The sequence below is a fragment of the Dellaglioa sp. BT-FLS60 genome, from assembly GCF_054941065.1.
In genome coordinates this window covers 1-15048 of sequence record NZ_JBSOLI010000030.1, presented here as the reverse complement: position 1 = coordinate 15048, position 15048 = coordinate 1, and the positions used below count along the sequence as shown (strand labels likewise).

Annotated in this window: 17 protein-coding genes and 2 tRNA genes; 5 read left to right on the top strand and 14 right to left on the bottom strand. The window is 34.5% G+C overall.

Translation table 11 applies throughout. The features are described 5' to 3' along the window. On the top strand, positions 1–708 hold the full coding sequence (locus ACVQ8P_RS02650; RefSeq protein WP_462297352.1) for a type 1 glutamine amidotransferase: 708 nt from the start codon (positions 1–3) through the stop codon (positions 706–708). A gap of 52 nt (positions 709–760) precedes the next feature. Here the strand turns inward: ACVQ8P_RS02650 and manA are convergent, their stop codons facing one another. The 3 genes from manA to ACVQ8P_RS02635 all read right to left on the bottom strand — a co-directional run bounded on the left by manA (position 761) and on the right by ACVQ8P_RS02635 (position 3461). Further along, the gene (manA, locus tag ACVQ8P_RS02645; RefSeq protein WP_462297351.1) at positions 761–1726 is read right to left on the bottom strand and encodes a mannose-6-phosphate isomerase, class I; all 966 of its coding nucleotides are present in this window, start codon (positions 1724–1726) and stop codon (positions 761–763) included. 67 nt (positions 1727–1793) lie between these two features. Beyond that, a complete protein-coding gene (locus ACVQ8P_RS02640; protein WP_462297350.1) occupies positions 1794–2801 on the bottom strand; it encodes a serine hydrolase domain-containing protein in 1008 nt (335 codons plus the stop codon). 6 nt (positions 2802–2807) lie between these two features. Then, a complete protein-coding gene (locus ACVQ8P_RS02635) occupies positions 2808–3461 on the bottom strand; it encodes a histidine phosphatase family protein (protein ID WP_462297349.1) in 654 nt (217 codons plus the stop codon). Positions 3462–3662: 201 nt separating this feature from the next. Between ACVQ8P_RS02635 and ACVQ8P_RS02630 the strand changes: the two genes are divergently transcribed. Continuing rightward, on the top strand, positions 3663–4001 hold the full coding sequence (locus ACVQ8P_RS02630) for a hypothetical protein (protein ID WP_462297348.1): 339 nt from the start codon (positions 3663–3665) through the stop codon (positions 3999–4001). Between the two features lie 66 nt (positions 4002–4067). On the opposite strand, the gene ACVQ8P_RS02625 is transcribed toward ACVQ8P_RS02630, so the two are convergent. Further along, a tRNA-Glu gene (locus tag ACVQ8P_RS02625) sits at positions 4068–4140 on the bottom strand. A gap of 432 nt (positions 4141–4572) precedes the next feature. Here ACVQ8P_RS02625 and ACVQ8P_RS02620 point away from each other — a divergent pair. After that, positions 4573–4645, top strand: a tRNA-Gln gene (locus ACVQ8P_RS02620). 697 nt (positions 4646–5342) lie between these two features. Here the strand turns inward: ACVQ8P_RS02620 and ACVQ8P_RS02615 are convergent. The 10 genes from ACVQ8P_RS02615 to ACVQ8P_RS02570 form a co-directional block, all read right to left on the bottom strand. After that, on the bottom strand, positions 5343–5837 hold the full coding sequence (locus ACVQ8P_RS02615; RefSeq protein ID WP_462297347.1) for a hypothetical protein: 495 nt from the start codon (positions 5835–5837) through the stop codon (positions 5343–5345). Positions 5838–6308: 471 nt separating this feature from the next. Further along, positions 6309–7040 (bottom strand): hypothetical protein, encoded by a 732-nt coding sequence (locus ACVQ8P_RS02610; RefSeq protein ID WP_462297346.1) that lies wholly within the window; start codon positions 7038–7040, stop codon positions 6309–6311. 345 nt (positions 7041–7385) lie between these two features. Then, positions 7386–8390, bottom strand: a complete 1005-nt coding sequence (locus ACVQ8P_RS02605) for an aldo/keto reductase (RefSeq protein ID WP_462297345.1) — start codon at positions 8388–8390, stop codon at positions 7386–7388. Positions 8391–8410: 20 nt separating this feature from the next. After that, entirely contained in the window at positions 8411–8968 is a 558-nt protein-coding gene (locus ACVQ8P_RS02600) for a Crp/Fnr family transcriptional regulator (RefSeq protein WP_462297344.1), read from the bottom strand. 92 nt (positions 8969–9060) lie between these two features. Beyond that, entirely contained in the window at positions 9061–9651 is a 591-nt protein-coding gene (locus ACVQ8P_RS02595; RefSeq protein WP_462297343.1) for an NAD(P)H-dependent oxidoreductase, read from the bottom strand. 78 nt (positions 9652–9729) lie between these two features. Then, positions 9730–10407, bottom strand: a complete 678-nt coding sequence (locus ACVQ8P_RS02590) for a putative quinol monooxygenase (protein WP_462297342.1) — start codon at positions 10405–10407, stop codon at positions 9730–9732. Positions 10408–10409: 2 nt separating this feature from the next. After that, positions 10410–11327: an amidohydrolase family protein gene (locus ACVQ8P_RS02585; RefSeq protein WP_462297341.1), complete on the bottom strand. Its 918-nt coding sequence runs from the start codon at positions 11325–11327 to the stop codon at positions 10410–10412. A gap of 11 nt (positions 11328–11338) precedes the next feature. Then, a complete protein-coding gene (locus tag ACVQ8P_RS02580; RefSeq protein WP_462297340.1) occupies positions 11339–11980 on the bottom strand; it encodes an NAD(P)H-binding protein in 642 nt (213 codons plus the stop codon). Between the two features lie 84 nt (positions 11981–12064). Beyond that, positions 12065–13003 (bottom strand): aldo/keto reductase, encoded by a 939-nt coding sequence (locus ACVQ8P_RS02575; protein WP_462297339.1) that lies wholly within the window; start codon positions 13001–13003, stop codon positions 12065–12067. Between the two features lie 35 nt (positions 13004–13038). Then, positions 13039–13452 (bottom strand): MerR family transcriptional regulator, encoded by a 414-nt coding sequence (locus ACVQ8P_RS02570; RefSeq protein ID WP_462297338.1) that lies wholly within the window; start codon positions 13450–13452, stop codon positions 13039–13041. Between the two features lie 733 nt (positions 13453–14185). Between ACVQ8P_RS02570 and ACVQ8P_RS02565 the strand changes: the two genes are divergently transcribed. Together ACVQ8P_RS02565 and ACVQ8P_RS02560 are read left to right on the top strand one after the other, a co-directional pair. Then, on the top strand, positions 14186–14470 hold the full coding sequence (locus ACVQ8P_RS02565; protein ID WP_462297337.1) for a hypothetical protein: 285 nt from the start codon (positions 14186–14188) through the stop codon (positions 14468–14470). Between the two features lie 160 nt (positions 14471–14630). Next, complete coding sequence (locus ACVQ8P_RS02560) at positions 14631–14831, top strand: cold-shock protein (protein ID WP_057973786.1); 201 nt, start codon at positions 14631–14633, stop codon at positions 14829–14831. Positions 14832–15048 lie beyond the last annotated feature (217 nt).

Here is a 15048-nt window from a genome sequence, read left to right as displayed (position 1 = left end):
ATGGCAAAATATCATTTGACTGTTGCCCATTTATATGGCGATTTATTAAATACTTATGGTGATGTGGGTAACTTACTTGCCCTAGCCTATTACGCTAAACAAATGGACGTTTCGTTAACAACTGAGGTCATTAGTTTAGACCAACCCTTTGAAAAAAATCATTTTGACTTAACTTTTTTTGGTGGCGGACAAGATTTTGAACAAAAAATTGTCTCAAAAGACATTCAAAAAAAGAAAAAAGACTTAACTGATTATATTGAAGATGATGGTCCCCTACTTGCAATCTGTGGTGGTTATCAATTGCTTGGTAAATATTACGTTGGTGCCGATGGTGAAAAAATTCCTGGTATCGGCGCAATGAGCCATTATACAGAAACACAAGATAATAACCGTTTTATTGGCGATATTACCATTCAAAATGAGGAAACCGGTGAAACTTACCATGGTTTTGAGAATCACAATGGGATGACCTTCCTTGGTGAAGACGAACGACCACTTGGTAAAGTTCTCAAAGGTAAAGGAAACAATGGCAGTGATGCCTCAGAAGGCGTTATGTACAAAAATGTCTTCGGTTCATACTTCCATGGCCCTATCTTAACTAGAAATGGCGAATTAGCTAAACGCTTACTGTTAATTGCCCTACATCGTAAATACCCAGATGTTGATTTTAGTGAACAAGAAGCCCTTGTTATCGAACCAACATTTTAATAACAAAATAAAGATTCAAACAATAATTACTTATTGTTTGAATCTTTATTTTTTAGGCTTTTTCGCCAGGTTCTGATGCAATAATTTGCATATTACCTGTGATTGTCCAGTCTTTAACTTCATTAGGTAAAATAAAATGCATCCCCATTTTAAGTTCAAAATTCTGACCATCGACTTCAATCTGACCGTCACCTTTTAAAACTGAAACAAGGGTATAAGGAGCAACTGTTCGCTTAAATGTTGCTGAGCCGTTTGCGAGTAACCATTCATAGACACTAAAGAAAGGTGCTTCAACGAAGGTTGTGACTTTAGCATCCCCCACCATTTTTGTCTGAATGTTTAACTTTGGTACAACATTAGGAACATTCGTGACATCAATTGATTGTTGAATATGTAAGTCACGTTTTTTACCAGTTGTTGCATCAACACGATCAAAATCGTAGACGCGGTAAGTTGTATCACTACTTTGTTGCGTTTCAAGCACCATTACACCCGAACCGATAGCGTGAATCGTTCCACTAGGAACATAGAAGAAATCCCCTGCTTTAACAGGAACATGCGTAAACAGATCAGCCCATTTTTCATCATGAATCATTTCTGCTAATTCTTCACGCGTTTTAGCATGATGCCCATAGATCAATTCTGCACCAGGTTCAGCCGAAATTACATACCAGCATTCCGTTTTACCAAGTTCATGTTCATGCGTCATGGCGTAAGCATCATCTGGATGCACTTGAACCGACAAATCTTGATTGGCATCTAAAATCTTCGTTAAAAGGGGAAAAACGTCGCCTTTAACATTCCCAAAAACCTCACGATTTGAATCCCAAACTTCATTCAATGTCTTACCCGCAAATGGCCCATTTAAAACAGTACTTGGACCATGTGAATGTGCTGAAATAGCCCAAAGTTCACCAGTATGATCACTTGGAATATCGTAACCAAAGACCGTTTTAAGATGATTACCACCCCAAATTTTTTCTTGTAATACAGGTTTTAAAAATAAAGGTTCTGTCATTATTATGTTCTCCTTCATCTAACTTATTATAAATTCATTTTAACACAAGCGGTTACATTTTTGCTGGTTAATCCGTAATAATCGCATTTTTCTCCATTAAAAAGGTCGCAACGATGTCATCTCGTTTTGTAAGATAAAGCGGATTGTTACTCGTTGGATGTACTCTATTGGTTAGAACAACTAGTCCATCTTGTGTGGCTTGATCCATTAACATGAATGTCCCTGTGTAACCCGTATGATAAACGGATTCTCCTCGAAGGTCCCAACCAAGTGAACGACCTAATTGCCCAGTTGGCGTTTGATCATGAAACAACTTTTGAGTTGTCTCCGGCTTCAAGACAGGTCGTTCAGGATTATCTGACATAAACCACTGCATAAACTTTAACGTATCCGGCAAGGTTGAAAAAAGGCCCGCAGACCCACAATGCGCTTTTAAAATGCGTGCTTTAGGATCATGAACAATTCCCTTTAAAAGACCTAATTCAGGAATAATCTCCGTTGGAACACTTCTTGCCACTTCTGGCTTAAATGTACTATCAGCTAACCCTAACGGCATTAAAACGTCTTGTTGTATCGCCTGCTGAACGGGTATGTCTAAAATAGATTCAATAATAAAGCCTAAAAAAATAAGTCCAATATCACTATAAACAACTTTTTTACCAAGATTTTCGCCATTACTTAATCCAAATAAAGCTTGTTTTAACTCTGGTGCCGATAACTGATTACGATTTTTAATGTACCCTTGAAAATCGGCTGTGTGTGTTAGTAAATGCCGCAAAGTCACTCGTTCATCTTGGTAATTTGGTAAATATTTTGTAACTGAATCATCAACACTTAAACGACCCGCTTCTTGTAATTTTAAAATCAAGGTTGTTGTTCCTATTACTTTGGTTAATGACGCAACATCATACAACGCATCAGCAGTTAATACGTCACGTTCAGGCACTAATTGCGAATAACCAAGGTAACTTTGGGTCATTATCTCATTATGGTGAATAATGCCAAATGAAGCTCCTGGAACGACCCCTTCATTGACCAATTGTTGTATTTTATTTTTCGTCTCAGGATATAACACGCTTAATCACCCCTTTTGATTAATTTTAACAATCGTAAATTTACCTTTTTTAAAATCAACATTACTGACACTAGCATTTTTTAATAGCATCACGGGTAATTGATTTTTTTCTAAACTATCAATAAAGCTCGATAAAACTAAGCCATGTGACACAATTAAGATATTGCCACCACGGGTTTGGTATTGGTTGCCAATATCCGTTAACGTATCAATAATACGACTTGTCATCTTATCGTATGTTTCCGCTTGGCTCGTTCCTTCAAGTTCAGCGAACATGTTCACTAAATTTCTAAACCGATCATGTCCTAACACGGCTTGACTCACTTTTAAAAATCCAAACTTTTTCACAAGTAATGGAATTAAATTTTTATTTTTCATTTCTTCCAGACGACCAAAATCAACTTCCCTAAGTCCCATAAGTGGTTGAATTTCAAATACTGATTGATGTTTTTCAAGAATAAAGTTCGCAGTATCTTGGGTCCGTTTTAAGTCACTCGTATAGACGGCTTCAAAATCTATGCCCCTTAACTGTGTGCCCAAAGCTCTGGCTGCTTCTCGACCCTTATGTGTCAGACGAGAATTGGTTACCCCTTGCAATCTTTTCAATCTGTTCAAACGTGTTTGACCGTGTCTTACTAAATAAAAATGGACCGTCTTCATCGCCGGCACCTCCCATAAAATTGTTTTATATTGCACTTTTAAGTATACGCTACCATTCAAATTATTCCTAAAAAAAGGCCAACATTTTAGATAAATTTCTATCTATAATAATCAACCTTAATGACCACTATTAAAATAATCCTAAACATTTTCATTTAACTTGGTATAATAAGGTAAATCATTCAAAGGAGATTATCACTTATGGCTAGCAATTCAGATTCTATATTCTTTGTCTTATCGTATATTAAACGCCATCCAGATCAAGTTTTCTTCTCACGTTTAACTTATACAAATTCAATTACGGTTGTCTTACCCGGAAGCGTCAAAGTAGCTGACGCTGATATTTATTTTTTACCTGACAAATTAAGCGTTAACCGCCTTGCTGATGAATTTGTTTCGAAGCATGGTGATTTATTAGACTACTTCAGCAACAAGTTAGAAAATGCCATTCCTAACTATATGGACGTTTGGGTAACTACTACTTACCTGACACATCATAATACCTATTTAATTGAACTTTCGTTCGAACAAGATGTCTAGACAAAAAGGGTGATTAGCACATAACGTGTTAATCACCCTTTATTTGACGCTTTAAAAACATTTTTATCGCCCAAACGGGGCTCGAACCCGTAATTCCGCCTTGAGAGGGCGACGTCTTAACCAATTTGACCATTGGGCAAAAATACTCCTTTAAGTATAACCCATATAAAATTGATGTCAACGATTTTTATGCCAAATCAAAATTTGGATAAAACAACAATATAAATACAAGCCGAGACAGTACAATGCAGAAGCCCACATAACAAACGACAACCATCCATATTGTAAAATAATTCTTGTCGTCCCTATCAATAACGTCGTCACACACGCAATCAACAATCTAACGTATAATTTTTTTAATTCACGTCTTAATTTTATTTCCAATGCATCCGCCTCAAACTTCTCTATTAAGTAATCTTTTATGTCTTTTATTATAACGTTCTCAAATAATTATCATAGTAAAGATAGGTTTCTTTATCAATACTTAACCATCTTTACTATTTCTTATTTATTCATTTTTCATTTGACAAAAGAACGTTATATCGCTAAAATTAGGAAGTTAAATTGTTACTGGGTAATAGCCAAACTGGTAAGGCGCCGGACTCTGAATCCGCAATCTGTAGGTTCGATCCCTACTTACCCAATTTTTGTTGTCAGTCGTTAGCATAGACTTTCAAAAAGCTTGGCACTAAAGGTTTTCTATTTCATTGGTTATTATTCATTTACACGTATTTACATGAGTAGTGAGCCATATAAAAAATTTTTAGGGCATGATTAGGCGGACACTAACTAAGTTGGTGTTCTTTTTTTGTACTTTTATTTATCTCTAGTGAGTCGTACATAATTAATAATGGTACCTACATCAATTAACTACTACGAAATGGCAACCAGAAAAACACTAAATAGCTTTATTTAAGCAACAATATTGTGTTGCTTCTAATATTTAGACAATAAATAATCCAATACGTTTTATATGCTATAAAAAACGTATACAAAAAGAAGCCCCACTTTTCAACAGGGCTTCTTGCATAAAACCATTAAAACCGATAGCTATATTTTAAAAGATTGCTATTTATTATCCTACTTTTATACTGCCAATAGTGTTCCCAAATCAAAATTCTGATCTACTTTTTTGGCCATAAATAAATTGATATTAAGATTGGTATTGCTATGAACGTACAATTTAACCAAATCGGAAAATTTTCAAACATATACTGCTTAACATTACAATTAATAATGTTAGTTCCAAACAGCACATATAGTACTGCCCATAGTATAACAAAACTCACAAATAATATTGATTTATGTTGATTAACCCAATTTCCCATGTTTTACCCCTTTCTAAAAGAAAATAAAGAAAACAGTTCTAGCTGTCCACTTTGCAAGGGTCTTATTAATATGTACATATTTAATTAAACCCTTCTCGAGTCCTTTTTGTAAACCACCCTCAAAATCTGTTAAATAATTTACAAAATCTGTTAAACTTTTTGAAGATATTTTTATTTGAAGAAGTTTAACAGCATACTTAATAGCTTTTTTCAAAAGAGCAACTTTCCATTTTGGTGTTATTTGATTACTTTCGTTATATCTATCTTGTAACAATTGATACTGTTGTTCTTTAGTAAGATTACTATGTTCAATTAATGTTTGAAATTCATCTTTCTTTTCAGAAGATAATCCTGAATATAACTCTGAAAAGCTTTTACGATTAGAATTGGAATCAGCCACCGTATCAGTTTTAATATTATTCGCGAATGCAACGGTTGATGGAGCAACCGCTCCTCCTAAAATCATAACAGCTACCATTATTGTCACTACTTTTACACTTTTTATCATATAATCTTCTCCTCCATATTTAAGAACACATTAGAACATACACATAATAGCACCATTTTCTTTCTGTATTCTATAATCCATTTATACGTCAGCATTCGCCTCATTGCCGTTCGAAATCTTATAAGTTTATTTTTTCTTGATATCTAGGTCATGCAAGTCAGTCACATTTTTCATTAAGCGAAGAATATTCATATTAGTTGCCACTACCTGTAGATTAATAATTTTTGATGCTTTTACAGGTAAGTGTATTTTTATTTATAACCATCAAATTGAAATCAGTATATTCCCACCTTAAAGTAGTAAAAAAGTGTAAAAAAATAAACTATCCCTAACTTTTAGCAGAGTAGGATAGCGTATTTTCAACACAAATATCTGAAATTTGTTCATTCTTAAAACTAATTGCGCAGAAAGAGATAACGTTAATACGTTGGCTCTTTTTATTTACTTAACAATGAACATGTAAAATAGCTTTTATTTTGCCTCAACATAGAATGGGTGTGGAATTGAATTATCAGTAACCACTTGAGCAATCGAAATACCACCACTATTATTTTCAAATACATATCTCGGAGAAGCATTCTTTGAGATTAAAAGAGTATTTACTTTTACCGTTCTGCCAGCAACCACAATTTTTTTAGTTTTTATTTCACGGTAATGTACTTTTATTTGCCCCCTTTTTACAATGCTATCATCATACTCAAATAATGTACCCACACCAGTTTGATTATTAAGTTTTAGTGAAAACTTTTCATATCTATTTACCGCACCTAAGTTCCAAGAAAACATTTTAACTGCATTCATATCCTCTGTAGAAACAGAATATGGTCCTATTTCTGTAGTTGCTTGATAGACACTAGTCTCATTAACATCTGAAATAGGAATATTATCTTCATCAGAACTATCAGCTGAAGAACTATTTGTAGTTGAATCAACATTTTCACTGGAAGCCTTACTACTCAAAATGCTGGTACTTTGAGTAGTCATATTCTTAGCAGTATTTCTTTCCGCCATAAAATATAACCCTAATACAGCAAGAATTCCAATTATGATTATTCCTACAAACAATTGAATCACGATATTCCGTCTTCTTGTTGCTCTAACCCTTAAAAAGTCATCTCGCCATTGCGGATTATTTTGTCTATCTTTATAAAATTCATAAGTATGTCCTGTTCTTGTTCGATCACTTAAATATTTTTTTGCCATTATTTCCCCCTACAAAAAGTATTTATTTATCCTTCACTCCTTTATACTACTAATATCATAAATAGTCATCCGTGAACTTTCTTATGTAGTCATTACATGATTTGTACCCCACTAATTTCAATTAATAAAGCACAAATTTACCCACATTATGATTCTATAACTTCAATATTCAAAATCAGTCTATCATTTGAACGCTCTATTGTTATTAATTAAAAAAATGACTGACTGCCCATTTATATAGTATTCCTTACCTAAAAAGTGCGCCATAATTATCAGAGTTTATCTAACAATTATGACGCACTTTATTTTAATATTATTCAATTGACGGAAAAGCATCAGTGACTATTATTTTTTCTCATCAATGAAGACAGCACCTTCTGGTGGATTTTGATTAATTGCTCCAATAATTTTATGTGGCACGTAAGCCTCTTCAAGACGATTAACATCTTCTTGTGTCAATTTTACGTCTAATGCATTCACTGCATCATCAAAATGACTAGGCTTAGTTGTTCCAACAATAGGCGCTGTAACACCTTTAAACCATTGCCATGCTAATGCTATCTGAGTCATGGAAACATGATATTTTTGTGCTAATTCATTAACTTGTTGAACGATTTTATAATCTTCATCTTCTGTTTTATCGTATTTTCCCATTGCAATCCGATCAGTTTTACTACGAAGTGAATCTGTCCGCCAACCCAAATGGCTTAAATGACCTGCTGCCAAGGGACTATATGACATCAATGAGACATTCATTTGTTTACAAATAGGAATTAATTCTCGTTCATCTTCACGATAGAGCAGATTGTAATGATTCTCCATCGTTTGAAATTGAGCCCAGCCATTTTCTTTAGCGACTTGTTGCATATTATTGAACTGATACCCATACATAGCAGACGCTCCAATTGCTCGAACCTTACCTGCTTTAACCAAATTGTTCAAAGCCTCCATCGTTTCTTCAATAGGCGTGTTGTAGTCAAACCGATGAATAATGTAAAGATCCAGATAGTCTGTTCCCAATCGAGAAAGTGTCCCATCAATCTCTCGGTTAATCGCTTCTGAGGAAAGTCGTCCAGGATTGAAGTAAACTTTTGACGCAATAACAACTTTATTACGCGCAATATTTTTTTTGAGTGCTTTACCTAGATATTCTTCACTAGTTCCATTTGAATAACCATTAGCCGTATCGAAAAAATTAATTCCTTGATCAAGTGCATGTTTAATCACTTTTTCACTAGCATTTTCATCAAGTGTCCAATCATGCATAGTCCCCGGTTTACCAAAACTCATAGCCCCTGCACATATTTTAGAAACTTCAATATCGGTATTACCCAACTTAGCATATTTCATTTAAAAGACTCCTTTATCTTTTATTTTGTTCTATTTTTAATTCGACTTAAAGAAACAGGTGTTATGCCTAAATAAGACGCAATATGATAATCAGGCACGCGCTTCAAAATCATCGGCTGATTCTCAACCAAACTAAGATAACGATCAACAGGATTTTCTTTAATGCGAGATAAAAAGTAGTTCGTATATTCCATAAAACGTCCCGCAAATATCTTAGTTATATCTTCATTAATTTCAGGATATTTTTGAATAAGTTCATCTAAATGCGCCTTACTCAAAACCATTAAATCACTTGGTTCCAAACTTTCGAGTGAAAATTGGCTCGGCTCGCCTAAATAAAAACTTTCAAAAGATGCGACTACCTGGTTTTCAAAGAAAAATTGAAATGAAATATCCTTTCCTTCATCGTTATTCCATAATCTCAAGGCACCTGATTCAATAAAATAAATATTCTCGGCCACTTCACCTTCAAATAACAAAGTTTCTTTAGCTGAAACCTTTTCATGCGTAAATAAAGCGTGTATTTCAGCCCAATGTGCCTCTAAAACAGGTACTTTATCATGTAAAAATTGATTCATTTGTCCTCACCTCTATCTGATTATCGTACCATAATAATAATCAGTAAAACATCATTAACCAAAAAAACTAACCCATGAAACAGGCTAGTTTTTTAGATTGAAAAGTGAGTTAAAATTGATTCTCGTTGTTCAGCCGTTTTATGATCTAAATTAGCCATATTATGCCATTTAAAATGACGTAACCGTGTCTTTAAAAAAGTCCCGCGGAACAACATTTTAGCCAATGGTGCGCCAATAATAAGACGATAGATCCAATTAGGCGTGCTCATTGTGGTTACAATATCAATCTTAGGTTGTTTAACCATCAACGTTTTCATATTTTCAGCTGAGTAAAGGATATTTTTAGCATAAACTTTATCTAAAAAGCCTTTTGTCATTGCGGGCATAACTTCCCACCAGACTGGAAACATGAAAACAATGCGATCAGCTGCCAATAATCGTTGTTGATAATCAGCCACTTGGTCATCACAGGGTTTCCCTTGTCGCCAATGTGCTAAATCAGCTTTAGTCATCACAGGATTAAAGTGATCCGCATGTAAATCGATTAAATCAATCTCATTTCCTTCACGACTTAGCTTTGTCGTCATTTGTTTTAAAAGTGCCGCCAAAAACGAGCGGTTATGTGGTTCATTATTTGATGCAGCTGCAGTATAAGGGTGATCGAAGACAATGACAATTTTCATTTGATAGGACTCCTTTTAGTTAATAAATTTATATTAACGTAAAATCGTCCTTGTCTCATTAACAATTGTTAATTGCGGCTAATTTAATGACTCGAACCTGATGCCACCTTGATTAACTAATACATCTGGTTGCAGATTTTGAATAATCTGACTACTAATCATCCCTTGAGTTATTTTAAGATAGTGCTTAAAATAACCTGTTTGTTGATGCTTTTCATCCGCCACGACATCCTGATAGATTTCAATTAAAACCCACTGATTAGGTGTTTTTTCATCTGTTGCCGCATACATAACCTGCATCCCTGACTCATTTTCCAATGATTGTGTCATCATCGCAACTAGTGCCACTTTAAAATCAGCTTGTGCATCCGGTCTTATTTCCAATTGCGTTAATCGACATTGATTACGTAACTGAGTCACTTCATAAAGCGGCATGGGTTGTGACAATAATAATTCAGGCTTCAAATTAATCATCTTTTTATCAATCACAATTTGACCGGCAACAGTCTTAAAGTCTCCAAATTGACTGGACTTCGCATGCTTTTCATAGCTCGCTTCATCCTGATAAGCCTCAATGACAATATTATCGGTCCCAGCTGAATCTAAATGCGCACTATACATCGCTAATGTCCCTTTTTCTTGTTGAATCGAAGTCGTTAGATTATGCAAGCCAACCGCCTTGTACTGAGTCGAATTAGCTGCATCAATCGTTAATTTAAATAATCTTAACAAAGGTGCCTTTTTTAAAGTTACCATCTTTATTCATCCAGTCCTATCACATGATTAAAATTCTGATAATCAATTAAAGCGCGTTGTTCTTTTGGCAAGTCAAGCTGATCAAGTGCCGACATAATTGCACTTGTTGCTCCAGCAGGCGCAATACCTAATGGTGCATCCGTTCCAAATAGAACGTGCTGAATGCCATAATAATCAATGGTTAGTGCCAATGCTTTAGCATTTCCTAGCAGAGCTGTATCGACATAGAAACGCTTAAAATCAGCAGCTTGCTCAGGTGGCAAAATATGATTGATGCGTTCTGCAAAATAAGGTACCATCGCGCCGGCATGATGAACAATTATTTTTAACGTTGGCAAGTCCTTAAACAAATCAGCCTGTACTAATTGCAGCATAGCCTGTGTCAATTCATATTCCCAACTAAAAATAATGTTATTATCTGGCTTACGTGCATCAAAAATGGGATGTAATAAAATAGGTATCTTTAATTGCGCTGCCTTTTCAAAAATAGGTCGATACTGCTTAGCTGCAATTGAGTCACCTAAAGCACGCGTAAAGAGTTGAATCCCAATTAGTTCAGGATTTATCATCACTTGTTCTTCTAAAATTCGGATTGCTTCAAGTAAATTGTTCATAGGCACCATCGCAATTCCTGCCCTGAACATATCCGAATTTGTTTGTACTAAGTCAATGATTTCAGCATTAGCCTCCCAACATAATTGGGCTGCTCTTTTAGGATCAACATAATCTTCTGGATTAATATTAACCGCAGAAATCACTTGTTGTCCCTGACCATCCCATAGATCACGTCTTTGTTTAATATCAGTCAACAATGGTTGCTTAATAAATGGCATCTTCTGAGGTAAATCAGGCTCAATTGCTAACATCTCTTTATAGAAATGAGGAGGTAAAACATGTGCAAAAACGTCAATAGTTGTCATTTTTTAGTCTCCTATATCCAAGCTGGTTTGTCGCCGTCAGTACCTGCTTTATCAAGGCCAATACTGTCCCCAATATATTGGTCAGGTTGTTTCATTAATTTAACTAGAAAATCTGCAACACTTTGGCGTGAAACTTCAGTCCCTTTAAAGGCTTCATCACGACTTGTTAACTCGTAATCAATTTCAGCATTATCTGTCAACCAAGCCGGACGAACTTGTGTTGCTTCAATCGGAGCCGCATCAATTAACGTTGCTGATGCCCGGAATCCTGGTAAATAAGCACCAATTGCTTGTTCATTCCATTCGCCAAACTTGCCAGGTACTTCATGATAAGCGCCCAAAGCGTTATAAAAAATCAGGCGTTGTTTTCCAGCTGCTTTCATTGCTGCCAAAATACTTTTAGTTGTTTCAGCTAAATCAGTCCCACCGACATTCGAATAGATAATATCAACATTATCCATGGCACGTGTTAGTTGAGAAACTTCTTTTGTGTCGCCCTCAATCACCGATACCCTTGGTTCATTTTGATATTGTGCCAAGCGTGATGCTTTTCGTAAAAAAAGGACCAACTGATCATCTGTCTCTGCCAATAATCGTTTTGTAACTATTTGAGCCGTTTGACCATAAGCACCCAAAATTAAAATAGTTTTCATTTAAATAACCTACCTTCTATAATATATGAATTATTTCTTATTAAAATTAGCCATTAATTTAATCCATGGACTATCTGATCACTATTATTCCCAACCACGCACTGTATTCACACCAGTTTCATCAGCCAATTTTTCTAATTCTGTCATTTCGTCTGCAGTTAACGTAATTTGACTTGATTTAACAGCATCCTCAACTTGACCTACGCTAGTCACACCAATAATTGGCGTTGTTCCTTTATTAATAGCCCATGCTGTTCCAATTTCTGCAACTGTTGCCTGATGATTATCAGCTAATTCACGCATTTTTGTAATTAAGCTTTCCAATCCTGCTAACTTATCATTATACGTATTAGCGCGATCACTTCCGGCAGGGAAAGGATGTGCTGTATCGTATTTACCTGATAATGCACCTTGTTCTAAAATCATATAAGCGAAGAAATCCATGTCATTTTTCTGACAGTAATCAATAATTCCTGTTGTTTCAGAAACACGATTTAATAAACTAAAGTGATTTTGAACAGCTGATAATTTTAAATCATATTGTGCTAAAATTTCTTGAACACGTTTAATTTGCGCTAAACTATGGTTAGAAACACCTAAATATTTAGCTTTGCCACTCTTCATTACTGAAACCATTTCTGGCGTCCACTTTTCAACATCTGCTGAATTATGAATCCAGTAGATATCTACATAATCTGTATGAAGTCGTTTTAAACTATCCGCAATCATATTTTCAGCTGGTTGATCTGTACCGTCCGCAATTTGTGGTGTAAATTTAGTTGAAAAAAGAATTTTATCGCGGTCACTCTTTTGTGCTAAATTACCTAGAATCGTTTCTGAGGCACCCATTCCGTAAACAGCGGCAGTATCCCATAAATTCAACCCATTTTTCATTGCTGCTTCAAAAACGGGTTGATAATCTTTTTCAGTTAATTGATTACCAAATACAGTTCCATTATCGCCCCAAGCCCAAGTTCCTAAAACCATTTTTGGCATATTTAATTCTTTTTGCATTGTTGTCATTTTTATTCTCCTCTATTTTAAATCATTTATTTTTATTAAATTAAATCATCCGCAATTTTATATTCTTCAAAGTAACTTTTTTGTTCTTTAATTTCACCAGTATCATACAGACTAATTTTATGATGCAACCGATCGATTGACCGCTGAATATCTTTTTGTTTATTAAGTAATTCTTTTTCTTGCTCCTCTAATAATTCTTTTCTGGCAGATAAGGTATCGTCCCCTTGTCTAACCATCGTCGCATAATCATGTAAAGTTTCAATTGGCATACCAGAGTGTCGTAAACAAACAATCATCTCCATCCAACCTTGCATGCCTTCTTCAAAATAACGATTACCATTCTTCAATCGTGGTACATCAGGCAATAACCCAATTCGTTCATAATATCGAATCGTATCCGCTTTAATACTGTATTTTTGACTCATTTCAGTAATACTCAAGTTGCTCATAAAAGCCTCCCTCTACTAATTTAAATTCAGTATAGTACTTGAAGTGCACTCCAAGTCAAATAAATTATCTTTTTATTTTGATAGATTGTAAAATCACTCATTATTTATAGAACAAAAAACTTTTTCCACTATATTAATCACTTTAATTTTTCAAGAATCTGTCTTTATTTTAACATAGAACCTGCCGTAACACGCTGTCCTAGCAACTCTAGAAATAGAATTGCCTAGACAAATAAATCCCCCTAAACAAAATTTGTCTAGGGGGATTATACAGGCTTAATAGCAAGCAAAACTTCTATAGAATTGACGAAGGCTACCAACAAATTCTGTTGGTAGCCTTCTCACTGAATATTTATATTTAATTTCATCTAATTAATTTTAAAATAAGTTACTAATTCTACTTCTAAACGATGTAACCCTACCTACTTTACATCCTTGCAACTCCTTGGTTGCGCCAGCGTGAATAAATGAATAGAAATCATCAAACTGAATAATTTATACTAAAGAATATTAATATTGAGCTGTCTCAACTTTAACATAATTTTATTTATTGTCAAATATTTTTTTAACTAATTAGCAATTTTCTCTCATTTTATGTTTAATTTATGATATACTTAATGAGATATTTTAATGATGGTACCTAAATAATAACGTGACAGCAGCTTAAATTTTCGGTTCAATTCTGTCTCCTTCATTTTGAATACACTATTAATAGTTTGGAGGTTTATACACTATGTTAAGTAAGACAAAAAAATTCTTAAGAGCAAACAAAATTTATTATGATAAAGAACATCTCAACCCACTTATGGTTCCAGATCGTGTTTACGTATTAAATTTTGGCTTAGACGAAGATGATCTCAATAATAGATTCATCGTAGAATACACGTATACTTGGACTGGTCGAATTAAAATTAATAAAATTACGATTCGCCTCCATAATCATGTAGGTCCACACGAATTTCGTAATGAAACAGAATTACTTCATTATCTAAAAAAACACATGAAACCAGATAAATAAAGTTTGCATTAATTGCCATTAGGTGTTATATTAAACTTATGTATTTATGGTTCGGTTATTTAAAGGTGATTTGTTTCATTTATGAACACACTTCTTTTTAATAGTTCAATCAACAAATGCAAAATATATTAGTGCTTACAGCACATGGAGGTTTCATATTATGGAACAAGGTACAGTAAAATGGTTTAATGCAGATAAAGGTTTTGGTTTTATTACTCGCGAATCTGGCGACGACGTTTTCGTTCATTTCTCAGCTATCCAAGGTGACGGTTTTAAATCACTTGACGAAGGCCAAGCAGTTACTTTCGATGTTGAAGATTCTGATCGTGGACCACAAGCAACTAACGTTGTTAAAGCTTAATTATAAGCCTTTAAAACTTACCTTCGGGTAAGTTTTTTTTTACAAAAAAACAAGGATGCAACTCCATATCGGGGTTGCATCCTTGTTTTCGGGTTCTTCGTCAACTGTTGTTGGTGAATGATATTATGAAGGTTCTAATCACTTAGTGATTAGGCCTTTTTTTGTATGAATCTTAAGGGTATAAAATATTCTGATGCGAAATCTATAAAAGTTTCTA